This is a genomic window from Streptomyces sp. NPDC026515, from assembly GCF_055567595.1.
The window spans coordinates 261,607-285,223 of sequence record NZ_JBVHQD010000001.1 but is presented as its reverse complement, the minus strand read 5'-3'; the positions used below and the strand labels follow the sequence as shown (position 1 = coordinate 285,223).

Below are 23,617 nucleotides of genomic sequence, written 5' to 3'. Positions count from 1 at the left end.
GGAGAGCCGTGCGACTTGGTCGGCGATCAAGTGCATTTCACGCATCGAGCGGCCACTTGCGATAACGGCCCGATGGGATTTGCAGCACGTCACGCTCGACAAGTTGCCATTCGCTTCGCACGGGCGGCTGCTCCGTCCTGCGGCGCTCGCTCATGCGACTCCGATGAAACTCGATCACATCGGAGGAGAACCTCAGCCGGCCGGTGTTCAGGTAGCGGACCGCACCCCGGACGTCTCGGGCCGTCAGTACCTCGCCACGGTTGTAGACGCTGGGGGAGAAGGGTACGTCCAGATAACCGCGCGCGAATGCCTTCACCACGCCTTCCGTGAGGCTGCCGTCGCCGGCCATGAGGACGCTCTCGAGGATCTGGTCCACCTCGGCGCGCAGGACGGTCGCCTCCTCGTGGACCGTCCGTTCGTCCACCTCGATGTTGTTCGACTCCAACGCTCCCAGGCGGCTCAGCTGCAGGCCCTCCTGGTTGTCGGACACCGACGGAATGGTGGTCGCCTCGACCGGTGTCTTGACGATCAGCCGCGAAGCACCGGACAGCCGGCCGGTGGCCGCAGAGGCCACGATCAACTGCGTCGCCCGTGTCCGGTCCTGTGGAAACGCCGCCATGTGCTGGTGGAACACGACGTTCACCTGAACTCCCGGATATCCCAGGTTCGCCAGATATTTCTGGCCCAGTTCGCGCAGCACCTTGATCGCCGCGATGTCCTGGGATCGGTTTCCCTGTTCGGCGTATCCGAGTGAAACGGAGCCCACGCCCTGGCCGGCCGCCAGCATGGCCTCGATCAAGTTGACGACGATCGCCAGACTGGGTGGGATCAGGACCGCGGTGAGGGTGCCGAAGAATTCACGGTCGATGACGACACCGAACTTCTCACGGTAGAGACCGACCAGTCGATCGACGTACTGCCACCTCTGGAGTGACTGGGCCGGCGAGTAGTCCTTGAAGTAAGGGATGTTGTACGTGATCGCGCCACCCTCGAAACCGGTGACGCCGCCGGCGCATGAGATCTCGGCGAGGAGCCGTGGGTCGCGGGTGCTGTGTCGGGTCTGCAGCGGTGTCCTCACCTCGGATATCACCTGGCGGAGAACGTCGACCCCGTGATTCACCATGGGGAATCCGTTGAGCGTGGAGGCACCGCGTTCCCGGCTCTCCGCGATCGCGTCGCCGGCCTTGCGGTATTCGTTGTTCCTGGTGAGCGAATCGATCTGGTAGGACAGCACGTCCGCGCCGGCCCGACGCAGGGCCACGAAGGCCGCGCGTTGCTCGGCGGCAATCGCCACGCCTGAGCGCGGCTGCACCAGGAACGGTCGCTCCCCTCGCGGACCCGGTGCGTGCGCGCGAGTGAAGGACGGCTGCCGGAGCAGGAAGGCCGCGTTGTCCGCCAGGTCCCGCGCACGCGAACCGGTCGGCCAGGACTCCAGCACCGCGGGCCGCTGTTGCTTCAGCTCCTCTTCGGTGAGTCGTTGGTCGGGCGGCGCGGTGCCCGGATGGGTGGGCCAGGAGACGGCTACCGGTGTGCCGCGTACCGCCGGAGACTTGGTCGAGAGATCCTCGGTCAGCACGGAGAGGATTGTCGGAATATCGACGTATGTCGGAAAGATCCGCCTAAAGCCAAGTCGACGCGCTTCACCACGTATCCGCTCGGAACTGCCCACGTCCAGGTTTCCACCGGCATACCAGAGTGCATCGATGTCAGGATGCTTGAGCATGAGGTCCGGAAACCGCTTCAGGTAATGGCGCAGATGACCGTCCATGCACGAAATCATCACGACATCGGCGTTGGCCGCATGCCTGAAAAAGTCGTCTAGGCTGTTCTGCGTGCCCATGAAAGAGACTGCGTGGCCAGCCTCCGTGATGGCGTGTTTCAGCAGTGTGAGACCCACCGAATGGGCATCGGCGCCGATCCCGCCGAGCACGATCGACCGTGGCTTCGGCAATGCCTCTGACATTCAATACCTCGGGCGGTGGAGTACGGGGAAAGGTCGTGTCGACAGTAACGAAGAAACGCATTCGTATCAGCGGCAGAAGCGCGGCAGAAGCCCGGCAGAAAAGTGCGCATCACATGATGTAACTGCCTCTGCGGGCAGCATTGGATGCCTTGCGGTGTGTGGCCGTGACGTGTAGGAATTGGATCGCAAGGGTCTGCGGGATCCGCAAGGGTGCGACGAGGAAAGGGTTACTCGATGGCCAGCATACTCAGTGATAGTCAGGTAGATTTCTACCGTGAGAACGGGTTCTGCGTCGTCGACGGAATATTCGACACCGAACTGATCGAGAAGGCACGATCCGTGGTCGACGGCCTGCTTGCCCCCTCGAACCTCGCCGGCGTGGCCGAGGCGGAGCCGGAGGACGGCTCCAAGGCTCGCCGCATCTGGGCCCCGACCTCGAGGGACGAGCTCTTCGCCGACATCGCGGAGGACCCCGGGCTCCTCGACGCGGTCGAGCAGCTGATCGGTTCGGACATCGTGCTGCAGTACTCGAAGCTCAACGTGAAGCCGCCGCGTGTGGGCAGTGTCGTCGAGTGGCACCAGGACTTCGCGTTCTACCCGCACACGAACACCGACCTGGTCGCCACGCTGATCTATCTCGACGACGCGACCCGGGAGAACGCCTGTCTGCGGGTGGTCGCCGGTTCACACCGGCACGGCCTTCTCCAGCACGAGGCGGAGGGATACTTCGTGGGCAAGGTCTCGTCCCCCGCCGACGTGGGCCTGGAGGAATCGGCGATCGTCGACTGTGAGGGGGCCGCGGGATCGGTGGTGTTCATCCACCCCCTGCTCCTGCACTCGTCGGAGAAGAATCTGTCGGACAGGTACCGCCGCGTTTTCATCCCGTCCTACCGCGCGGCCGACGCCCTTCCCATCTACTACGGTCCGCATGCCGCGCACAACGAGCCGACGGCGAAGCTCGTGCGCGGCCGTGCCTCCAGGGTCGTACGCAGCGAGGCCGGGCAGTGGCGACTCCCGATCGCGGCGGCGGAGTTCAACTCGCTCTACCAGGTTCAGGAAGGCTCGCACGTGAGCGATGGGACGAAGTTGTCCACCGGCTACTTCTCCCACGAGTACGGCACGAAGGACGCGGCGGGCACCACGATGTGAGGCGCCTTTGGCATGCAGAGCAGCACAGTCCCCGCCGCATTCGACGAGAAGACGCAAGGAGCATCATGACCAGCTCGCTCAGCGGAACGCCCGCTGTCGTGCTTATGGACCCCTGCGGGCCGGGCAGGGGTTTCAAGCCCCAGGTGGCCGGGCGCGGAATGGCCGTGATCTCCGTGTACACGATGCCCGGCGAGCACCTCCGGACCCGGTACCCCGACCACACCGTCGGTGACACGGTCAGTCTGCACGCCGCGGAACTCGACGACATCCGGACGCAGCTCGCCGAACTGGGCGCCGACATCCGGGCGGTGGTACCCGCCAACGACGTTGCCGTGGACAAGGCCGACACACTGGCCGAGGAGTTCGGCCTGCCCGGCAACGGTGCGCGGCTGGCCCTCGCCCGCCGGGACAAGTCGGCGATGCGGGAAACCGCGGCGCGGTCGGGAGTCCGTATTCCCCGTTACGTGATGGTCGAGGATGCGGCCGACATCGCCCGTGCGGCGCGCGACGTGGGCTTCCCGGCCATCGCCAAGCACACGACCGGGGCTGGGGCGCACGGTATCCGGCTGCTGAGCGGGCCGGGGGACGCCGAGGACCTCTCAACCCTGCACCGGACCGACCACTTCGGAAGGCGGGTCGAGGCCTGGCTGGTCGAACAGTACGTGCGCGGGCGGGAATTGGGCGTCAATTTCTTCTCGCACGACGGCACGCACCACGTCCTGGACATCTGGGAGTACCGGCAACCCGACGACCGGGACTACTCGTTCCCGTACTGGGAGTGGGCGCAGATCTCCCGGGACGACCCCGACTGGCAGACCGCCGTCGACTACGTACGGCGGGTGCTCGACACGTTCGGCGTGCGTCTGGGACCCAGTCACACCGAGATCAAGATGTCGGCCGGCGAGCCCCACCTCATCGAACTGGGCGCCCGGCTGCCCGCGTACCCCATGATCGACGCGTGGCTCGCGCACAGCGATCTCGACCCACATCGCCAGAGCCTGGCCGTCCGCCTGGGTGAGGCGCCGAGGATCGCGACCGAGCCGGTGAAGTTCGACAGCTACTGCGGCGCCAACGCCATTCGCAATGATGGGCCGGCCGGTCGTCTGGTAGAGATCCGCGGACTGGACAAGGTGGAGCAACTGCCCGGCGTGGACAAGCTGGTGGTCGGCTACCGTCCGGGTGACCTGGTGCCGACGACCACCAGCATCCCGACCATTCCGCTCAGGGTGAGTGTCTCCGCGCCGGACCGCCCGACACTGATCCAGCGCATGGCTGCGGTTCGCGACACCGTGAAACCTGTGATCGAACCGGTCTGCTGATCCCGATGAAGTTCTTGTCCCTGTACCGGGAGCTGTTCGCTCTGCCCAGGTTCGGCTCGTCCCTGTTCGCCGCTGTCGCGGGCAAGCTGAAGCCGGGTATCTCTTCGGTCGCTCTCCTGCTCGAGGTCGCGCACTATCGGGGTCTCGGTCAGGCAGCCGTGGTGGTCTCGGTGTCCGCGCTGGCCGGTGCCACCGTCCCTTTGAGGGGCAGGCTCATGGACCGCTGCGGCTACACCCCCGTGATGTTACCGGGGCTCGTGGCGCATCTGGGCGCGCTGGCCGTCCTGGTGTGGAACGAAAGCACACATGGGTCGTTCGCCACCACGCTGGTCTGCGCGTTCACCGCGTCGGCGTCGCTCCCACCCATCTACATCGTGACCCGGCTGATGTGGCGCGCGATGACGACGGACGACCTCCGGAGGTCGATCCTGTCGCTGGACGCCGTGCTGACCGACGTGGGATACATCGTGGGTCCCACCATCGCCGCCTTTCTGGTGGTGGCCGTGGCGCCGTGGGCCGGCCTCGCCGCCTCCGCGCTGCTGACCACCAGCGCGACTCTCCTGTTGCTCTCCCGCAAGCTCCCGCACCAGCACAGTCAGGCGCGGTCCGCGGAGCGCCACTGGCTGGGCCCGCTGCGTGACCAGGCGGTGCGCCGGACCATGGTGGCGGTGGTGGCCTTCTTCGTGGCGGTCCGCGCGATCGAGCTGGCGTTCCCCGCCTGGGCTCAGCAGCACGACGCACCGCTGATGAGCGGAGTGCTCCTCAGCTGCATGTCGGTGGGCAGCATGGCGGGCGGCCTAGCTCTGGGAGCCCTGCCGGTCGGGAGGGCCAGCCGGGCCACGTTCCCCGTCACGTTGGCCGTGCTGTCCGCGGGAACCCTGCTGGTGGCGGCGGCCAGCTTCACCTGGACCGTGATCCTGATCGTAGCCGCGGCGATCATGGGAATGGCCGTCGGGCCCAGTTTCGTGGCCCTGTGGGCGACGGTCGGTGATCTGTCGCCGGACAACCTGGCTGCGGAGACCCAGTCGTGGATCAGTTCGTTCATGTCGTTGGGCGGAGCCGTCGGGGCAGCTGCCAGCGGTGTGGTCGTCCAGGCGCTGGGGCCGGGGGCACTGTTGGCTCTCGCGGCCGTGGCCCTCGCTCTCGCCTCCGGGCTGGCGCACCTGGCGATCAGCAGCAGAACAATGACGTCGGAACAGGTGCCGGGAGTCGATACCCGTCGTGCCGTGAATTCGGAGGTGCAGTGACTCGTCAACGGGTAGCCCTGGTAAGCCATGTCGGTTACGACTCCTACCGCCACGATGACGGCAGCCCCTTCTTCCCTCAGGACGAATACGACGTCACGCTGCTCGCGCGACCTCGCGACCTCGCCCGGATGCCCCCCGGTCAGGTGGACCGCTGCATACCGGTGGACATCCACCCCACCGGCGAGCTCGCGGGGTCGCTGCCGGAACTGGTCGGTGACCTCGAGTTCGACTGGGTGGTGGCGACCCAGGAGCGGCTGCTGCTGCCGGCCGCGCGCCTGCGCGAGACCATGGGCGTCGGCGGCATGGGCACGGAGCAGACGCTGCTGCTCCGCGACAAGGTGGCGATGAAGCGCCACTTCTCGTCGCACGGAATCCGAGTTCCGGAATTCATGGAAATATCCGAACCCGTGCAGGCAGCAGAGCTTCTCGACAAGTTCGGTCACATCGCTGTCAAGCCTGTCCTCGGCTCCTCTTCTTTGGACGTGCACATTGTCCGCAACCAGAACGAGCTGATGCGCTTGCAACAACAGGGACTCGCCGGTCCAGACCGCTACGAGGCCGAGGAATTCATCGCGGGCCGCCAGTTCCACATCGACAGCGTCGTCAATAACGGTGTGCCTGTTGCTGTCTCCGTCTCGCAGTACCTGGACTCGCATGAAACGTTTCCGCTGAATGGGCAGGTCCGGTCGCACACCCTCGACGACGGACCGGACCTCGAAGTCCTGCTGGACTTCAACCGCGCGGTGCTCGCGTGCATCTCCTGGTTCAGTGGCGCCACACACCTCGAAGCGTTTCTCGATGACCGCGGGAGGGCGGTTTTCTGCGAGTTGGCCGGCCGCCCCGGCGGTGCCGGAATAGACACTACATTTCGGTATCGCCATGGGGTTTCGCTGCTTTTCGCCAGCATCTTGCCGCAGATCGGGCGCGCTGTCCCGGATGGCGGTAATAAGGCGAGTATGGACCAGCCGGCGACCGGTTGGTCCATGATCTACCCGCCGAGGCTGGGGCGATTTCGTGGGTTCGACGTGATTCCGCAGGCCGAGTGGCTGCTTCAGCTCACGGCGCCTTACCGTCCGGGTGAACTCATCAGGCAACCCAGGCAAGCAAAGGATGCGATCGCGATCGCGTCCGTCTGTGGCACAAATTCACGTGAAGTCGTCGACCGGCTGGCCGAGGTCAAGAACGAAATCATCGTGTCCATCACCCCCGAGTGATCGGTTACCGCACGGGACCGCAGCACCCGCGAGGATCTGGCCGGTGAGACAGGCTTGGACGGTGCCGTGGGTGCGGGCCGCGGCCAGGTCGTCGGTGCGTCCTGGTGTGGCCGGTGCGGACCACAATGGGGTGCCGTCCGGACGCGTGATGGCCTGGACATTCATGCCGTGCTTCTTGGGTCTTTGCGAAAAGTGCGGTTCGTCGGCCCGGACACTCATGCTGCTGCCCGGCTACCGGACACCGCCGCGCTGCGCCGGCCAGGCAAGAAGCGGTTCGAGACCTGGCTGCCGAACCGCAGGGTCCGGCGCGCTGGCCATCTCGCCGAACCGCTCTGGAGGCTGCCGGGCGCCTGCACACAAGCCGCCCGGGGAGAAACCGACCGCCCGGCTGGTGCAGGCGCTGTCGAGGGAGGCGACGGCCCTCAACCAGCAGGCCGCCTGGCTCAACCGGCCGTCGAGGCCCGGTGCCGCGACCGACGGCGAAGCATCCGAATCTGCGAGGACTCCCGCCGGTTCCACGACCGTAAACGTTCCGAGGGCAAGCACCGCATCCAGGCCGTCCTCGCCCTGGCCCGCCGCCGCGTCAACGTCCTCCGGACACTCCTGCACGACGGTCGGACCCTACGAGGCCGCGCCTCCCACCGCTCACGCGGCGTGACAAAGGGCATTTGAAATCACAGGGGGGTGCTTGCCCCCGCCGTCGTTTCCTTCCACACCGCGCGGGCCGCCTGCAGAAAGGCGTCGTTCTCTGCCGGTGTCCCCATGGAGGCGCGCAGTCGACGCGGTACACCGTTGTCGCGGATCAGGACTCCGTGGTCGAGCATGGCCTGCCACGCCCGGTGGGTGTCGTCGAAGGGACCGAACTGCACGAAGGGAGCGTCGGATTCGTCGACATGATAGCCGATTGCTGTCAACTCGTTGACGACGCGCCGCCGTTCGTCCTTGAGCTGTTCCACATAGGCCAACAGTGTGTCGGTGTGCTCAAGCGCAGCCATGGCGAGTGCCTGGGTAATGGACGACAAGTGATAAGGCAGCCGCACGAGTTGTACAGCGTCGACCACGGCAGGGTCGGCGACCAGATAACCCACACGCAGCCCCGCGGCGCCGAAGGCTTTGGACATCGTGCGGGTGACCACGAGGTGGGGGCGGTCCTCGACCAGTGGCACCAGGGACGGCAGGTCGGAGAATTCCCCGTACGCCTCGTCCACGACGACCATGCATGGACGGGCCTCCTGCGCCGTGTCGTACAACTCGAGCACGGTCTTCGCGGGGACGGCAGCACCGGTCGGATTGTTCGGAGAGGTAATGAGGACGAGGTGCGGTCGTTGCTCGGCGAGAGCCTCGCGCGCGGCGCGCAGATCGATGCCGAAGCCTTCGTCCCGCATGCAGGATATCCATGTCGTTCCGCTGTTACGGGCGATCAACCCGTGCATCGTGTACGACGGCTCGAAGCCGAGGCCGCGGCGGCCCGGGCCGCCGAACGCCTGGAACAGTTGCTGGATCACCTCGGTGGACCCATTGGCAGCCCACACCCGCCGAGCGTCCACAGGATGACCGGTGACGCGGGTCACGTACCTGGCCAGCCCGGCCCGCAGCTCCAGTGCGTTCCGGTCCGGATAACGGTTGAGCCCGCCCGCGACCTCTCGCACCCGTTCTGCCATCGCCCGCACCAGTGGCTCCGGTAGCGGATAGGGGTTCTCGTTGACATTCAGGCGTACCGGAACATCCAGTCCGGGAGCGCCGTACGGGGCTTGGCCGCGCAGTTCGTCCCGAACGGGCAGATCATCGACGCGGGTCATCGGAGGGGCACCTTCTGGTCGAGGAATTCGAGGACGAGTGGGCTGGCGTGATCGCGGCACTCCTCGAAGTACGCGTGCCGGGCGCCCTGAATCAGCTCCAGCCTGGCGCCCGGGATGCGGGCTGCCAGGAGCGGTGCGTTGGCGGTGGGATTGAGCAGGTCGTCAGTGCCGTGCAGTACCAGGGTCGGGGCGACGATGCCGGGCAACGCGTCCCACGCGTCGTGCCCGTCGCTCGCGACCAGGTGCCCGCGCCGCGCATACGCCGGCATGCTCCGGTCACCGAGCGTGTGGTAGGGACCCGGGTGCATCGCGAGCCAGGCCGGGGTGTACATCAGCTTCAGCAGAGCTTGGCGCGCCTCGACCGGATTAGGCTGGATCAGGGATTTGCGGACCTCACTGCTGCGCTCGATGCCGTGCTGACCGCCGGGCGAGGTGCATCCGAGCACCAGGGCACGCACACGCCGGGGGTGGCGGACGGCCAGGCACTGGGCGACGCGTCCGCCCATGGACGTGCCGTACACGTCCGCCCGTTCCACGGCCAGTTCGTCGAGGACCGCGACCACATCGTCGGCGAACCGCTCGGTGGAATAGGGCAGGTGAGGCTTGTCGCTCTCACCCGTGCCACGATAGTCGATCGTAACGGTGCTCCGGGAGCCGGCGAAGTCGTCGCGGACGCCGTCCCACCAGTGGTGGTCGTTCGCCTGGCCGGCGAGCAACACGAGCGGGGGATCGTCACCGCGAACCTGGTAGGCGATGCGGACTCCGTCCGAGGTCTTGGTGTGCGGCACGGCAGTTTCCTTCGGAGGTGAACATGGTGAGCGGCCGTCTGACGCCACGGTAGGGGACGTGATCGCCTCGACACACGAGGGTGACGCGTTCGTGAGTCGTCACCCGGCCAAGCTGGGGTCAAGCGAACGGTGGAACTCAGCCGGTAGGGGCGGCCCGGTCGGCGGGGAACTGTTCCCGGGCCCGGACGGCCTTGCGGATCTCCCAGAGCCGGACGATCGCCGGATGCTTCCCGCCCCAGGCGTCGGTGAACACCGTCGCCCGCACCTTTGCGAACTTCGCCAGAACGGCCTCGTCCAGCGCGGCCAGTGTGGGCCGGGCGGTGGAGTCCGAGGCCGAAAGCCCGAACAATTTCCGATGACGCAGTGGCCCGCCCGCTGGACCGCGTTCACCCGGTTGTCTTGTGGGCGCCATCAACGTTGATTCGCAGCAGCATCCGGTACTGGGCTCGCCAGGACTGGGACAACGCCGCCAAGGTTCTCAAGCCCGTCTGCACCGTTCCCAGCGAGGCCGCCGGGACCGAACCGTTCTTGGAGTTCAGCCTGGACCCGACGAGCAAGGGCCGGAGCCGCTGGACGCTGCGATATCTCAACCACCGCCATCAGCGGTCGAGTTCACGCATCCCCTTGAGCCTGACGGTGTTGCGGAGGTGGCCGACGCCCTCGACAAGGGCCTCCACGGTGTCTCCGTCGTGGATGACGCCGGCGCCTGGGGTACCCGTGGCGATCACGGATCCGGCTTCGAGGAGCATGCCGCCGGAGAAGTAACCGACTTGCCAATAGGGGTCGAACTTCATCGCGGACACCTGGTTGGACGCGATCGTACGCCCGTTGACGACGGTGGAGATCCGCACGGCGGACAGGTCCGGGATCTCGTCAGGGGTGACGACCCAGGGTCCGAGGCTGCAGAAGGTGTCGAAGGCCTTCGCCCACGGAATGTGACGGGAGTTGACCCTGATCGCGTCCTCGGCGGTCATGTCCAGGACACTGGTGTAGCCGAAGATGACGGACGCGGCGTCCTCAGCCGGCACGTCGCGGCAGGTGGTGCCGATGACCACGCCGAGCTCGGCCTCGGCGGTGACGCGCTGCGACTGGTCGGGGAGCAGGATGTCGTCGCCGTAGCCGATGACCGTGGAGGGTGGCCGCAGGTAGGAGCCAGGGGCGTCGGTCGGCTGCAGGACGCCTAGGTCGTCAGCGTGACGCACGTAGTTCAGACCCACGCCCCACAGCTTCGGCGGGCACCGGTACAGCGGCCCGAACAACGGCTCGGCCCGCACGCCATGCACCCCGGGGTCGGGCAGGGCGGCGACCGTGTCCGCGAGCGCTACGGCCTCGCCCTTCTGGATGATGTCCAGAAGGGTGGGGCCGTAGTTGGTTCCCTCGGTCGCGTTGATGAGGCTCAGTACGGCGATTCCGCCCGATACCGACACGCCGACGTCCTCACCGGTCTCGGTGCGAAGAGTGCAGAGGCGCACTGGTCAGGTCCTTTCTGGTGGTTTCCAGTTCACGCGGCTGTGTGCTGTCCTGCGATGTCGTTCGGCCCGGCGATCGCGTCCTGTCCGACGATGCCGACGATGTTGAGCACGCGGAACATCGCCACGTCGTGACGGTCGACGCGGCGGAGGATGCCGAGGATGACGAGGTGGTAGATGTCATCGGCGCAGTCCGCGGCCGGCAGGCCCATCTCGTCCGCCACCTCCGCCACCGACCAGTAACCGTCATTCTCTCGGGACGGCTTGTGGGACATGGTCGACAGCAGGTCGCGTTGGCGGCTGCTCAGCGTTGCGACGGTGTGGTGGACCGACGCGTAGGCGTCCGGCCGCTGAGGGCCGCCCAGGGGCCGTCGTGCGACGGTGAGCGGCTCGACGGCGAGTTGACGGGCGAGCTGCCGCGGGGAGTAGATCAAGCCCCAGTGGGCGGCGGATTCGAGAGCGGCGGGAAGGCCGTCGAGCGCGCGGCAGATCCGGGCGACGTCCGTGAGGACGTGCGGGTCGGGACGGAAGGCCGGTCGAATGCGCTTCGTCTGCGCGAGCAACAGGGCCACCGACGCGACGCCGTCCAGATCCGCCGGCTCGATGTCCGACGCGGGCACCGGGAGAGGCGCGAGGGGGAAGAGGGTGTCGGGGGGCATGCCGACGGGATTTCTCGTCGTGACGAGAACCCGCAGCCGGGGGCAGACGGCCAGGAGATGCGCCGTGATGGACGTCAGTTCGTCCTCCGGCCGGGCACCGTCGAGGACGAGGATGCTGTTCGCCTCCCCGATGATCTCGGCGAGGCGCCGTCCGCTGTCGCGCCCGCGGTGCACGACCTCACGCCACCACGTGGGCTGGTCCGGGCCCCCCGCCGGTGCCTTTCCGCTACGGAGCCGGTCGTCGTCGAGGGGTAGCCAGAAAACCGTCGAGTCCTCGGCCGTCTCCAGTGCCTGCGCCACCTCCCGTGCGAGCCGGGTCTTGCCGACGCCCTCGAGCCCGGTGATCGTGATCAAGCGGTGGTGCTCGACACCGAGCATCGTCGTCAACGCCGCCAGCTCCTGCTCCCGGCCGATGAACGGGCCGCTCACGGCCGGCTCGATGGCTCCCGCCGGGCAGCCGGGCGAGTGGTCGTTCGCCAGCCGGTCCATCTGGGGGGCGCTGAGTCCAAGAGCGTCGGCGAGCAGGCGCAGGGAGTCCGCCCTGGGGTGGCGTACCCTCCCGTTCTCCAAATCACGTATCGCTCGGACGCTGAGCGTACTGGAGCGCGCCAGCTGCTTCTGGGACAGTCCGCTCCGCAGTCGCAGGTCGCGCAGTCGTCGGCCGAAGGGCGCGGCGCCGGTCCCGTCGTCCTCGGCCCGGTCCTGGCGGAATCCGATCGGGATGCTCTGCCTGATCGACTCACCGGCGGCGGCCGGTTCGCGGAGCAGGGTCATCGGCGTTTCCTGCCCCGAGGGCCACGTGGCGATCCGTCCGATTCCTGACACCGATGGTATTTCCATGGCACATGCTCCTCGGGGCCGCGGCAGCGACCCGGTACGGGCCAGGGCATCGGCCCCGGATAGGTCTCAAGGGTGCGGATCGGTTTCAGGGACGCAGCAGGCTGAACATCTCGGACCGCAGCCCGGCGTCCTCGCCGAAGGCCCCGCGGTAGGCCGTCGAGGTCATCTGGGCGGCCGCCTTGATGCCGCGCATCGTCATGCACAGGTGCTCGCCCCTGGCGATGACGGCCACGTCCTCCGTCCCGCTGAGCGCGGTGACGGCCTCGGCGATCTCGGAGACCAGCCGCTCCTGGACCTGGAGCTTGTGCGCGTGCCGATGCGCGATCCGGGCGAACTTCGACAGGCCCAGCAGCCGGTCGGTCGGCCGGTAGGCGATCGTCACCGAGCAGTTGAACGGCAACAGATGGTGCTCGCACAGGGACCACACCTGAATGTCCGAGACGATCACCAGCTGCCTGGTGCCGACCGACTCGAACAGGGTGCCGACCGAACCCGGCTCGTAGTTGATGAACTCGCGCCACCAACGGGCGAACCGCGCCGGTGTGTCGCGCAGCCCGTCACGGTCGGGGTCCTCCCCTATCTCCTTCAGAAGCTGCCGGGCGAGTCCGACCAATGGGTCCTCCTCTCGGGGCTTCTCCGAGTCGACGTCATCCTCCTGCATCCACGTCGTCACAGACATTCAGACACCTCTCCAGTCCGACCGGTACGGCCGTTGCTCGAATCCGATGAACGGGCGGCTGCTCTCGTCAGCCGGCCGGTTGTTCAGGGCCGGTACTCGGCCCAGGTCTTGGGGGTCTCGGAGATGCGCACGCAGGTCAGCTCCGGGAACTCCTTCGACCAGCGCTCGTAGAGCCACACCGCGAGATTCTCGGCCGTGGGGTTCTTGTCCACCAGGTCGTTGAGGTGACGGTGGTCGAGCGTCTGGTCGAGCCACGACTTGAAGGGGACCAACTCGCCGTAGTCACGGACGAACCCCGTCGGCGTCAGTTCGGCGAGATCGGCGCTCAGCTCCAGCTCGACGACGTAGTTGTGGCCGTGCAGCCGAGAGCACTGGTGTCCCTCGGCCAGGCCGGAGAGCCGGTGGCTGGCGGAGAACTCGAACTTCTTCGTGATGCGCAACGTCATATTTCCGGTTCGTCCTTCTCACTTGATTCCATCGGGCGTTCAGACAGCTCGCGTGTCGCCCCACAACAAGGTGTGCAGGCGCGTGGTGAGGTTCCAGCCCCGTGTGATCACCGCGTCGGCCAGCTCGGCCATGTGCCGGCCCACCTCGGCGCCCGTCTGCCCCTTCGGCATGATCCAGACAGAGTCGAAGCCGAACTCCTCTACCAGGGCCGCCACTTCATCCAAATCTCCGGCATCGCGGCAGACGAACTTGAACGTGGTGCCGTCAGTCGCCGCGAGGCTTCTCAGCGCGTCCGGCACGATCCGCCGATGCGCCTCGTCGCCGGAGTGGGCCAGCTTCGGCGAGACGTTGAAGCGGACTCCGGCGGCCACCAGGGCCGGATCCGCAGCATGTGTGCCGTTGGTCTCGATCTCGATCTCCAGACCTCGCGCCGTGAGCAGCTCGACCAGCGGGACCAGTCGGTTCTGCTGGCCGAGCGGCTCCCCACCGGAGATGACGATCAACTCGACGCCGAACTTGAGGAGTTCCTCGGCCACCTCGCGGACGGGACGGCGGTGCAACTCCTCACGGGGGTCGTACGCGACCCCGGAGTCGCCCGCTCCGGTCCAGTCCCAGGTATAGGGCGTGTCGCACCACCTGCACGACAGGTTGCAGCCGCCGAGCCGCAAAAACGCGCACCTGCGGCCGAGCGACCGGCCCTCGCCCTGGACGGTGGGGCCGAAGATCTCGTTGACTACGAGTTCCGGTTCCACGCGGCACCGTCTCCTTCCATGTCGGGGCCACCGGTGAGGTGGCCGGCACCGGTTAACGCGGTGTCCACGCTTCGCGGTAGGTCGTCGGGTCCGTGATGCCGAGGTCCGCGAAGGCTCCGCGCCGCTCCACGCACGCCGCGCACGCGCCGCAGTGGATGTCCTCACCGCGGAAGCAGGTCCAGGTCTGGTCCCAGGGCACGCCGAGCTTCTCGCCGAGAGCGACGACCCCGGTCTTCGGCAGTTCGATCAGCGGAGCGAGCAGCTCGGCCTCAGGCGAAAGCGAACCCCTGGTCGCCACCCGCTCCATCGCGAGGAACAGTCGCAGGAACTCCGGCGAGGTGTCGGACGGACCGACGTCCTCGGCCATGACGCCGAAAGCGACGGCATCGGCCCGTACGGTGACTGCCAGCGCGAAGGCCACCGACAGCAACACGGCGTTGCGGTTGGGCACGATGTTCGGGTTGCCGTCGACCGGCCGGCCCGGGCGGGGCACCGCCACGGACGGGTCTGTCAGCGACGATCCGCGCATGACGCCACTCAGCGAGCGCAGATCGACCTCTTCGTACGGCGCGCCGAGCCGTCGTGCGGCGGCGGCGGCGAACTCAAGCTCCTTGCGGTGGCGTTGACCGTAGTCGACGGCCAGCACCTGAAGGTCGTGGCCCTCGGCGGCGAGGTGATGCGCCATGGTGACCGAGTCGATTCCTCCGGACACCACGGTGACGATTCTGCTCATGCCTCGGCCCCCGGGACGGAGTCGGGCGAGAATCCGAGCTTCTCCAGGACGCTCCGCCGCGCGTACACCGGCGACAGCCCCCGGCCGCCACCGGTCGGAACGGCCAACGGCTCGATCAGGGTGTCGGGGTCGGACTCGAAGAAGAAGACCAGCGAGAGCAGTTCCTCGTCCGGAGCCGCCGGGCTGGGCGGCAGCACACGGTGCTTCAGCGCCCGCCAGCGACCGTCGGTCCACCGCTCCATCAGGTCACCGAGATTGACGACGAGCGAGTCCGGGCTGTATGGCGGGGAGAACCAGCCCTCGTCGTCCCACGCCTGCAACCCACCCACACCACGCTGCCGGCTCAGCAACGTGACGGTCCCCAGGTCGGTATGCGGTCCGTTGCGGAACTGACCGGGGGCGACCCCTCCGATGCTCGAATACGACGGGTACCAACTGGCGTTCTGCGTCCACGTCGCCCGCCGCGCCCGCGAGGTGAAGAAGTCCTCCGGGAGCCCCAGCGTGACGGCCAGCACCTCGTTGACCGCCTGCATCACCCGCACCATGTGCGTCGTGTACACATCCGCCGCCGCCTGCAATTCCGGCAGCTCGACTGGCCAGCGGTTCGCCGGATAGTTGAACCGGTCCCGCTGCTCGTCGCCGGTACGGTGGCCGGGCCCGATGTAGAACGACTCGTGAAGATCCGGCGCGCTCGGCGCGTCCTCGGCCTCGCTCTCCGGCACACCGACCCCGCCGGGGGGATGCATCTCCAGCCACCCGCTGTCGTACGCGGCCTCGATGGCGTATCGGGCCTTGACGTCCTTGCTCAAGGAGAAGAACCGCTTCGCGGTGTCCCGGAAGTCGTCGATCACCGCTCGCGGCACACCATGCCCCGACGCGAGAAACATTCCGGTGTTGCGTAGCGCGGCGTCCAACCTCTCGGCAATCAGCGCACGTTCGGCGTCGGACGCCTTGCGCCACGCCTCGAGGTCGACTTCGGGAATTTTTCCTGGCACAGCCTTGACCTCTCAGTTGCTCCGCTCGAGTACCGAGTCCACGCAGGTACGGATGATGTCGAGACCTTCGTCCAAGTCGTCGTCGCTGACGGTCAGCGGGGGCAGCAGTTTCACCACGTCGCCGGCCGCGCCGGAGGTCTCCATCAGCAGGCCGTTCTCGAAGGCCGCGACGCACACCGCGCGGGCCGCGCCGAGGGTGGGGATTCGCAGCCCGGCTGCGAATCCCCGGCCCCGGACCTCCAGGCCCGCCTCGGGGTGCTCGTCGGCGATGGCACCCAGGGCCGCAGCGATCCGCTCCCCCCGCTCGCGGGTGGACTTCTCCAGCGTCCCGTCGCTCCAGTAGGAGCGCAGCGCTTGCGCTCCGGTCACGAATGCCCCGCTGACACCGCGGAACGTCCCGTTGTGGTCGCCCGGTTTCCAGACGTCCAGCTCCGGCCGGATGAGAGTGAGAGCCAGCGGCAGGCCGAACCCTCCGATGGACTTGGACAGACACACCAGGTCGGGGGTGATCCCGGCGTCCTCGAAGCTGAAGAACGACCCAGTGCGGCCGCAGCCCATCTGGACGTCGTCCACGATGAGCAGCACCTCGTGCCGTTCGCACACCTCTGCGAGGTCGCGCAGCCAGTCCGTGTCGGCGGCCCGCAGCCCGCCCTCGCCCTGAACCGTCTCCACGATGACGGCCGCCGGCCGGTCCAGCCCGCTGCCCGGGTCCGACAACAGCCGGTCGAGATGGTGCGGGCCGGATTCCCCTGTGCCCGGATAGCCGTCGTAGGGCAGGGCCGTCGTCAGGGTCAGAGCCACGCCGGCGGCCGCACGCTTCGTCGCGTTGCCGCTGACCGCGAGGGCCCCCAGAGTCATCCCGTGGTAGGAGTTGGTGAAGCTCACCACCGACTGCCGGCCGGTGATCCGCCGGGCAAGTTTCAGTGCCGCCTCGACCGCGTTGGCACCGCCCGGACCGGGAAACGCCACCTTGTACCGCAGCTCTCGCGGTGTCAGGACGACGTCCTGGAAGGTCTCCAGGAAGTCCCGCTTCGCCACGGTGGACATGTCCAGCGCGTGCGAGACCCCGTCCCGGACGATGTAGTCCACCAGGGCCTGCTTGAGGAAGGGATTGCTGTGACCGTAGTTGAGTGCACCCGCACCGGCGAAGAAGTCCAGGTAGGGCCGGCCGTCCTCGGAGAACAGCCGACTGCCTTGTGCGCGGTCGAACACGACAGGCCACAGCCGGCTGTAGCTGCGGACCTCGGACTCGAGGTCGTCGAAGACCGTCATGTTGTCCTCCTCGCCTGGACCACGAACCAGTGCCGGTCGAGCCGGACACCACGATCGTTGCCTGCCGATGCCACGTAGCGCTCGAACGGAACCCGGTCCGCCTCCGTGTCGTAGTCCTCGAAAATCGGCACCTGCCGCAGGAACGTGTCGAGTTCGACCGGCGAGTGGTAGAACTCCTCGGTCCGGAAAGCCTTCTCCAGCACGACCGTGAAACCGGCCCCGGTGAGCTCCGCCACCACTTCGTCCATCACCGGTCTGCCGTCCCAGCGGCCGTAGAGCTGGCCCCGGCCGAAGGTCTCCTTCAGCTCGCGGGCATCCGTCTCGCCGATGCCCATGTAGATCAGATGACCGCCGGGCTTGAGCACCCTGCGGAACTCGCCCAGGAACAGCGGCCCTCGTCGGGACGTGAGCACGTCAGCCACCTCGTCAGGAAGGCCGGTACGGGCTGCATCACGTCGCTCGAACCCGACGTGCCCCAACCCCATCCCCTCGCGCCTCCGCTCGGCGGACTCCAGCATCGACGGCGACATGTCGATGCCGAGCACGCTTCCGAACGCCGGGGCGATCCTCAGCAGGCTGCGCCCGTCGGCGCAGCCGACGTCGACCAGTCGGCCGTCCGGACCGCCCAGGCCCCTCGCCAGCTCATCAAACGCAGTCTCCGGATCACCGTCCGGAAAGACGTCGGTGCGCAGCCCCCCACTGGTATATTCGCCGAATTCGTCGGCAACGCGCGAGTAGAATTCCGGGTTCATGATCACCTGACTCGGTTTGGTCGATCCGGCACGGAAAACTGCGTTAAAGCGTTGCCGTCCACACGCCGTGATTGCACTGCAGCGATTCCTGCTCGGACCGGCATCGTCAACAATTTCCGTCGGTATGGGGCCCATCGAGGCAGGCGTCACCGCGGTGTCGGGTCACTACGGTCATTGGGCTGCTCCTTGAGGGACTTGCCGAAGGGGCGCCGAGGTCGGCAGGACCCAATCTCCGGCGTCGCCCTATCGACTCGCCATTCCCATGGCAGATAGAGCCGGGATAAGACGGTGATAGCTCGGGCATGCGTGCGGTGCGGGAGAGACCGCCGATGGGACTGGAGCCGAGTGTGACGTGCGGGGGCGGGTCATTGTCAGCGGCAGCCTGGCAGGTCACGCTGCTTGAGCTCGGCGGCAGTCGCTCGCAGAGAGCCGGCACCTCCCCTTCGCCGGCCGCACAACGACGGCGCATCGGCAGCCCGCGCAGCAACCTCGCACTCGGCCCGTTCCGCCAGGCCGTGCTCGTATTGCGCTGGTTTCGCGAGCGCGGCTGGGACACTGCCTGGCCCGAGACGTCGGCGTCTCCCGGGGCACAGGCCACCGCTACCTCCAGGAGTCCTCGCCGGCCTGGCTCCCGACCTGCACCAGGTCCCGGTCCGCTGCCGACGCGAGGGCCCGGCGCACGTGACACTCAATGGCACGCTGATCGAGTCCGACCGCCTCGCCGGGAATGGTGGCAACGGCAACGATCTGCGGTTCCGCCGCAGACGCAGGGCCTTCGACGGCAACGTGCAATTCCTGTCCGCCCGGACGGCACCCCGTTGTAGTCTCCGGCGTCGCGCCCGGCTCCGCCCCGACATCACCACCGCACGCATCCACGCACTGCCCGCGCTGTACAAGGCAGCCGCCGACTGTCTGCCACCCTCGCCGGCAAGGGCCGCATCGACGCGGGGATCGGCATCCTTGCCCCGGTCCGGCGCCCGAAAAGCCAGTCCAGCAGACCCTGCACGCGGACACGCGCACCACCCCCCAACCTGGTCAGAGGTGTCCGCGCCCGCGGCGAACGCGCCGCAGCCGGGTCCGGACAACGGTGACGGGCCCTGCAACATGTCACCCTCAGCCCCAGCCGGACCGGCGACATCGCCCGAGCCGCCTTCATCCTCGATGAACCCATTCCGACTTGTGGCGACGGCCGATCGGCGCTGCGTCACGGACGTCTGGTAGGACCCTGGCTACGACGTCCTTCGACGTTCGTCTGCGGGCTGGGACGACCGAGGCCGCATGACGGACCTGGTGGATGCTGCGGGTCGATCCCGGCCCGTGGCGGCGAGGGGGAGGACCAGGACGGCTTGGACGAGACTCGTGATCCGGGCCGTCGGGCAGCGGAGTTCGCGAAGGAGGCGCCAGGACTTGAGGGTGGCGATGGCCTGTTCGACCAGTGCGCGGATCTTTGCGTGGGACCGGTTGACGGCTTGCTGACCGATGGAGAGGTTGTCCCATCGGCCGCCGTAAGCGAGACGGACCGTCCCGCCTGCACGCTGGTAGCCCCTGTCTGCCCAGCAGGTGATGCCGGCCTCGGCGAGTGCCTCGATGATGCCGTGCTCGCGCGCGGCCCGGACGTCGTGGACGGCGCCGGCCAAGGCAGGTGAGACCGACGGGCGATCGGCGGCGATTCGGTCGATGGGCAGGAGCGTCCTGTCCAGGATCACGTACGCCTTCGCCGACGCCGCTGATACGGCTTCGGTGAGGGTGGGGGCGAGGGCGGCCAGGGGGTTGACGGCCTCAGTGAGGTGTCGGTAGGCGGTGGTGGTGCCGATCCCGAATCCGGCCGCGAGCTGGGCGGAAGGCTGGCCGTTACGCAGGTGGGCGAGGATGAGCAGGGCCAGTCGGCATGCGTTCAGGCGCGCCATCGGGTTCCGAGAGCGCGGCGGTGCTCCCTCAGACGAGCGGCGAGGAGGCGCAGGGTGGAGCTGGACACGTCCACGCCGGACGGGCAGACAAGCATGCGAAGCCTCTGGTGGACACGGTTCTCTTGGCCGAAAGCCCGTCTACCAGCGACTTCATTTGTCTGTCATCACAAATTTCCAGCTGACAGGGGAGGTTGGAAAGAGCTCAATGGCGTCTGGGAATGATCACCACTGAGAGAACGCCAATGGCCACATCGAAGGAGAACTGAGGTGTCCGACAGGAGGTTGTCGGGCGCCGGACGGTGTCAGCTGAGTGATTTCACGGGCCTGTCAAGGATGGCAACGATGTCAGCCCGTACCGCAGCGGCCCCGCTGTGGTCCAGGATCCGCTCCCGAACCCTCGCCGATTGCGAGTAGTACTCGATGGCTTGTTCCTCGCGACGCAGATCGACATTGACCCGGCCAAGGTCGTGCAGCGCATACCCTTCCCCGACCAGATCGCCGCTCGCCCTGACCATGGCGAGAACTTCCAGCAGGGTCCGTTCCGCCGCCTCGTACTGCTGTTGGTACATCAGCATCTGGCCCAACCGCAGCAGTACGAGGGCCTGGCCACGGTCGGAGCCGATCGACCGGAAGATGCCGAGGGCTTCGTCAATATATGTACGGGTTCGCGTGAAATCTGCTCGCTGCATTGTGATGCGCGCCATGTCGCCAAGCACATACGCGCGACCGATGACGTCCTTCACCCGCACGAAATTGCGCTCGGCAGTCTCGTAAAGGGCCATGGCCCGATCGTCGTCACCATGGCGCCGCTCAATGCGCGCCAGATCACGCAGGCACAGCGCCTGGCCCCGCGCCTCGCCGATGCGCTCGAACATCCCCAAAGCGGCGCTGAGGTATGGGCCTGCCGCGTCGTACTCCCTCCGGTGCAGGTGCAGGCTCCCCAAAGAGCCGAGAACCGCCGCCTGACCTCGTTCGTTGCCGGCCTCTTGTACCGCCGTCAGCGCTACCCGATGCGTGCGCTCCCAGAGGTCGAAACGCCCACGCGTCTCGAACAGCGTCACCAGACTGGTGGCCAGCTCCCAGCACAATTCGTCCAGCCCGAACCGGGCCGCGAACTCCACTGCGCTCACAAGGTTGGTCTGCTCGCTCTCCAGCCATCCGAGCGGGTCACGGAGGCATCGTCGCACCACGTTCTCCGGCGGATACCACCGTTCGGCCTGGCCGGACACACGTGTGTACCCGCCGCCGTAGATCTCCTTGGTCGCCCGCTCAGCGAGTGCCATCCAGCCACCCACCATACGTCGCACCGCTTCGACACGTTCTGCTTCGGGAATCTCCGCGGCCAGCCTTTCACGCGTGAACGTCCGCACCACGAGCGACAGTCCGTACCAGGTCTCACCGCCCTGGTCCATGGCCGTGATGTCGAGCAGCCGCGTGTCGACGAGCGGTTCCAGGAGGTCGGTGGGGCGCAACGTGGGGTCACCGGCGAGGGCGGCACCCAGCCAGCTCGGAATCACCGTTCCTTCGGCCAGGCTGAGCAGGCACAGAAGCCGACGGTCGGCCGGCGCCAGGGCGCCATAGCTGAGTGAAAGACTTGCCCGGATCGACAGCTCGCCGTGTGTCAGCTCGTCCAGCCTGCGGTGCTCGTTCTCAAGCCGGTTCCACATGGAGGTCAATGACCAGTGCGGGCGCGCGGCCAGACGCGCCCCGATGATACGCAGCGCGAGCGGCAACCCGCCCACCAACCGTATAAGGACCCGCGCCGCCTCGGCCTCACCCTCGACCCGGTGCTCCCCGATGATCCGTCCAAGCAGTCGGAGGGCCAGCTCCGTGCTCAGCGGTTCCAAGTCGAACCGGCGTGCACCCGGCAACGCCGTGAGCAGGCCGCGGCTGGTGACCAGCACGCCGCTGCTGCCGGTTCCGGGCAACAGCGGCATCACCTGCGACTCGCTCACCGCGTCGTCCAGCAATACCAGGATCCGGCGACCGGCCAGCAGGCTGCGATACATCTCCGCGCGCTCGTCGAGCGAGTCGGGGATGGCCGCGCTGGGTATGCCCAGTGCTCGCAGGAATCGCCCCAAGGCCTGGGCCGGATCAACCGGTTGGCCGCCCAGTCCGCCAAGATCGCAGTAGAGCTGGCCGTCCGGGAAGTACTCGGTTGCCAGTCGGTGCGCCACGTGGGTGGCCAAAGTGCTCTTGCCGACACCGGGTCTGCCGAGTACCAAGGTCACGCGGAGCGGCCCTATCCCCATACCCTCCGTAACGGCGTCGCAGAGCGCCGAAACGATCGTGTCGTCGGCTACGAAATCGAGGATGTCGGCGGGCAGTTGCCGAGGGGTGACGACGGGGTCGGCATCGGCACCAAGTTCTTGCGCCGACTGAGCGGCTTGCGTCGCCACGACGGCTCGCGATTCGGGTTGTTCAGCTAATGCCAGACCAGGGTCATCGGTCAGGATCGCTTGCGCGAGGTCTCGCAGCTCCCTGCCCGGGTCCAGGCCCAGTTCCTCGGTGAGCAACACGCGGCCCTGGTGGTAGGCGTCGAGCGCCTCCGCCTGCCTGCCCGAGCGATACAACGCCACCATGAGGTACCCCCGCAGCCGCTCACGCAGCGGATGGTCGGCGACAAGCTGCATCAGCTCACCGACCAGGTACTCGTGACGGCCCAGCTCCAGCGACAGCCGCATGCAGGTCTCCACCGCCACCAGGCGGCTCTCGTCCCACTGCGCTGCCGTGCCGGCCAGGACTTCGCTGGGTACACCGGCCAAGCACCGCCCCCGCCACAGGCCCGTCGCTGAGCGAAGCGCCTCCACCGCAGGCGCCTTCATACCGTCACGGGCCAGCGCATCCGCCTCTGTCACCAGGCGCCGGAAGTTGCCGAGATCGGTCGCGCCTTCCGGAGCCTTCAGGATGTAGCCACGAGCGCGGGTCTCGATGGTGGCGTCAACTCCCCCGTCCGAAAGTGCTTTGCGGAGCTGGGAGATGCAGATCTGTACCTGGGCGCGTGCGGTCTTCGGCGGGTGGTGAGCCCAGATGACATCCACCAGATGGGTCGTCTCCACCACCCGGTTCAACTCGAGCACCAGGGCCGCGAGGACGATCTCCTGGCGCCCCGATGCCACGGATACGGCCCCCGACTCGCCGCTCACCTCAAGCGGTCCGAGCACCCGGAAGGGAGCTGCCGCTACGCCGCTGCCGACGTAGGCTGACGAATGTGCCATGTATGCCCTGCTTCTGTGGTACCAGCCAGGCGTTGACGTCCGGCTTGTTAAGTTGGACGGAGTTCGTGCCGACCTGGCTAGTCCGCCGAAAGCGTTGGCTGTGCCGACTAGGCCGGGGCCGCTCCAGCGAGAACAGGAAGGACCCACGCGCCTCTGTGAGGTGTCCTCGCCGAGCGGTAAGAACAGCGGCTCCCTCCAGCGCTGAGTCTCCTGTTGTGCCATGGGGTTTGCCCCGGCCGGTACCCGAGAGACAAGGGAGTCGTGGTGCTGCTCTTCTTCCGTGTAGACGTCAGTCAGCGCCAGTGTCTCTGCGAGTGGCAGCAGTCGGTCGTCGGCGGAACTCTCGGCAGAACATACGGTATGCCATGTACATGTCGCGCATGTCAGCCAGAGGCTCGCTTCGGGTCACGGATTC

General features: G+C 67.3%; 18 protein-coding genes and 3 pseudogenes. 5 read left to right on the top strand and 16 right to left on the bottom strand.

What is annotated here, in order from left to right:
* Positions 1–37: 37 nt before the first annotated feature.
* Positions 38–1,963: a methylaspartate mutase subunit E gene (locus ACZ4O3_RS01230; RefSeq protein WP_467720732.1), complete on the bottom strand. Its 1,926-nt coding sequence runs from the start codon at positions 1,961–1,963 to the stop codon at positions 38–40.
* 234 nt (positions 1,964–2,197) lie between these two features.
* On the opposite strand from ACZ4O3_RS01230, the gene ACZ4O3_RS01225 reads away from it, so the two are divergent.
* From ACZ4O3_RS01225 to ACZ4O3_RS01210, 4 genes are all read left to right on the top strand, one after another.
* On the top strand, positions 2,198–3,112 hold the full coding sequence (locus ACZ4O3_RS01225; protein ID WP_467720731.1) for a phytanoyl-CoA dioxygenase family protein: 915 nt from the start codon (positions 2,198–2,200) through the stop codon (positions 3,110–3,112).
* Positions 3,113–3,177: 65 nt separating this feature from the next.
* The gene (locus tag ACZ4O3_RS01220; protein WP_467720730.1) at positions 3,178–4,431 is read left to right on the top strand and encodes an ATP-grasp domain-containing protein; all 1,254 of its coding nucleotides are present in this window, start codon (positions 3,178–3,180) and stop codon (positions 4,429–4,431) included.
* Positions 4,432–4,436: 5 nt separating this feature from the next.
* A complete protein-coding gene (locus tag ACZ4O3_RS01215) occupies positions 4,437–5,678 on the top strand; it encodes an MFS transporter (RefSeq protein WP_362713555.1) in 1,242 nt (413 codons plus the stop codon).
* Positions 5,675–6,892 carry an ATP-grasp domain-containing protein gene (locus ACZ4O3_RS01210; protein WP_362713557.1) on the top strand — a complete coding sequence of 406 codons (1,218 nt, stop codon included), beginning with the start codon at positions 5,675–5,677 and terminating at the stop codon, positions 6,890–6,892. Before ACZ4O3_RS01215 ends, ACZ4O3_RS01210 begins: the two co-directional genes overlap by 4 nt.
* A gap of 30 nt (positions 6,893–6,922) precedes the next feature.
* On the opposite strand, the pseudogene ACZ4O3_RS01205 reads toward ACZ4O3_RS01210, so the two are convergent.
* Positions 6,923–7,105, bottom strand: a pseudogene (locus ACZ4O3_RS01205) (transposase family protein); the annotation flags it as partial.
* A gap of 291 nt (positions 7,106–7,396) precedes the next feature.
* Between ACZ4O3_RS01205 and ACZ4O3_RS01200 the strand changes: the two are divergent.
* Positions 7,397–7,550, top strand: a pseudogene (locus tag ACZ4O3_RS01200) (IS110 family transposase); the annotation flags it as partial.
* 16 nt (positions 7,551–7,566) lie between these two features.
* On the opposite strand, the gene ACZ4O3_RS01195 reads toward ACZ4O3_RS01200, so the two are convergent.
* The 14 genes and pseudogenes from ACZ4O3_RS01195 to ACZ4O3_RS01130 form a co-directional block, all read right to left on the bottom strand.
* Positions 7,567–8,691: a histidinol-phosphate transaminase gene (locus ACZ4O3_RS01195; RefSeq protein ID WP_362713559.1), complete on the bottom strand. Its 1,125-nt coding sequence runs from the start codon at positions 8,689–8,691 to the stop codon at positions 7,567–7,569.
* Positions 8,688–9,479, bottom strand: coding sequence for an alpha/beta fold hydrolase (locus ACZ4O3_RS01190; RefSeq protein ID WP_362713561.1), 792 nt, complete (start codon positions 9,477–9,479; stop codon positions 8,688–8,690). Before ACZ4O3_RS01190 ends, ACZ4O3_RS01195 begins: the two co-directional genes overlap by 4 nt.
* A gap of 136 nt (positions 9,480–9,615) precedes the next feature.
* Positions 9,616–9,828 (bottom strand): hypothetical protein, encoded by a 213-nt coding sequence (locus ACZ4O3_RS01185; protein ID WP_467720729.1) that lies wholly within the window; start codon positions 9,826–9,828, stop codon positions 9,616–9,618.
* 250 nt (positions 9,829–10,078) lie between these two features.
* Complete coding sequence (locus ACZ4O3_RS01180; protein WP_362713563.1) at positions 10,079–10,906, bottom strand: fumarylacetoacetate hydrolase family protein; 828 nt, start codon at positions 10,904–10,906, stop codon at positions 10,079–10,081.
* Between the two features lie 74 nt (positions 10,907–10,980).
* Entirely contained in the window at positions 10,981–12,381 is a 1,401-nt protein-coding gene (locus ACZ4O3_RS01175) for a helix-turn-helix domain-containing protein (protein WP_467720728.1), read from the bottom strand.
* Positions 12,382–12,532: 151 nt separating this feature from the next.
* Positions 12,533–13,126 carry a GTP cyclohydrolase I gene (gene folE / locus ACZ4O3_RS01170; RefSeq protein WP_467720727.1) on the bottom strand — a complete coding sequence of 198 codons (594 nt, stop codon included), beginning with the start codon at positions 13,124–13,126 and terminating at the stop codon, positions 12,533–12,535.
* A gap of 83 nt (positions 13,127–13,209) precedes the next feature.
* The gene (locus tag ACZ4O3_RS01165) at positions 13,210–13,572 is read right to left on the bottom strand and encodes a 6-pyruvoyl trahydropterin synthase family protein (protein WP_362713568.1); all 363 of its coding nucleotides are present in this window, start codon (positions 13,570–13,572) and stop codon (positions 13,210–13,212) included.
* Between the two features lie 39 nt (positions 13,573–13,611).
* Positions 13,612–14,325, bottom strand: coding sequence for a 7-carboxy-7-deazaguanine synthase QueE (locus ACZ4O3_RS01160; RefSeq protein WP_362713569.1), 714 nt, complete (start codon positions 14,323–14,325; stop codon positions 13,612–13,614).
* A 52-nt stretch (positions 14,326–14,377) separates the two neighbouring features.
* Positions 14,378–15,058, bottom strand: a complete 681-nt coding sequence (locus ACZ4O3_RS01155; protein WP_362713570.1) for a 7-cyano-7-deazaguanine synthase — start codon at positions 15,056–15,058, stop codon at positions 14,378–14,380.
* Complete coding sequence (locus tag ACZ4O3_RS01150; RefSeq protein WP_362713571.1) at positions 15,055–16,053, bottom strand: isopenicillin N synthase family dioxygenase; 999 nt, start codon at positions 16,051–16,053, stop codon at positions 15,055–15,057. Before ACZ4O3_RS01150 ends, ACZ4O3_RS01155 begins: the two co-directional genes overlap by 4 nt.
* A gap of 12 nt (positions 16,054–16,065) precedes the next feature.
* Positions 16,066–17,325, bottom strand: coding sequence for a diaminobutyrate--2-oxoglutarate transaminase (gene ectB, locus ACZ4O3_RS01145; protein ID WP_362713573.1), 1,260 nt, complete (start codon positions 17,323–17,325; stop codon positions 16,066–16,068).
* The gene (locus tag ACZ4O3_RS01140) at positions 17,322–18,077 is read right to left on the bottom strand and encodes a class I SAM-dependent methyltransferase (protein WP_362713587.1); all 756 of its coding nucleotides are present in this window, start codon (positions 18,075–18,077) and stop codon (positions 17,322–17,324) included. The genes ectB and ACZ4O3_RS01140 overlap by 4 nt, the downstream gene beginning before the upstream one ends.
* Positions 18,078–19,306: 1,229 nt before the next feature.
* Positions 19,307–20,079: pseudogene (locus tag ACZ4O3_RS01135) on the bottom strand (transposase family protein).
* A 207-nt stretch (positions 20,080–20,286) separates the two neighbouring features.
* Positions 20,287–23,202, bottom strand: a complete 2,916-nt coding sequence (locus tag ACZ4O3_RS01130) for an AfsR/SARP family transcriptional regulator (protein WP_467720726.1) — start codon at positions 23,200–23,202, stop codon at positions 20,287–20,289.
* Between the last annotated feature and the right edge of the window lie 415 nt (positions 23,203–23,617).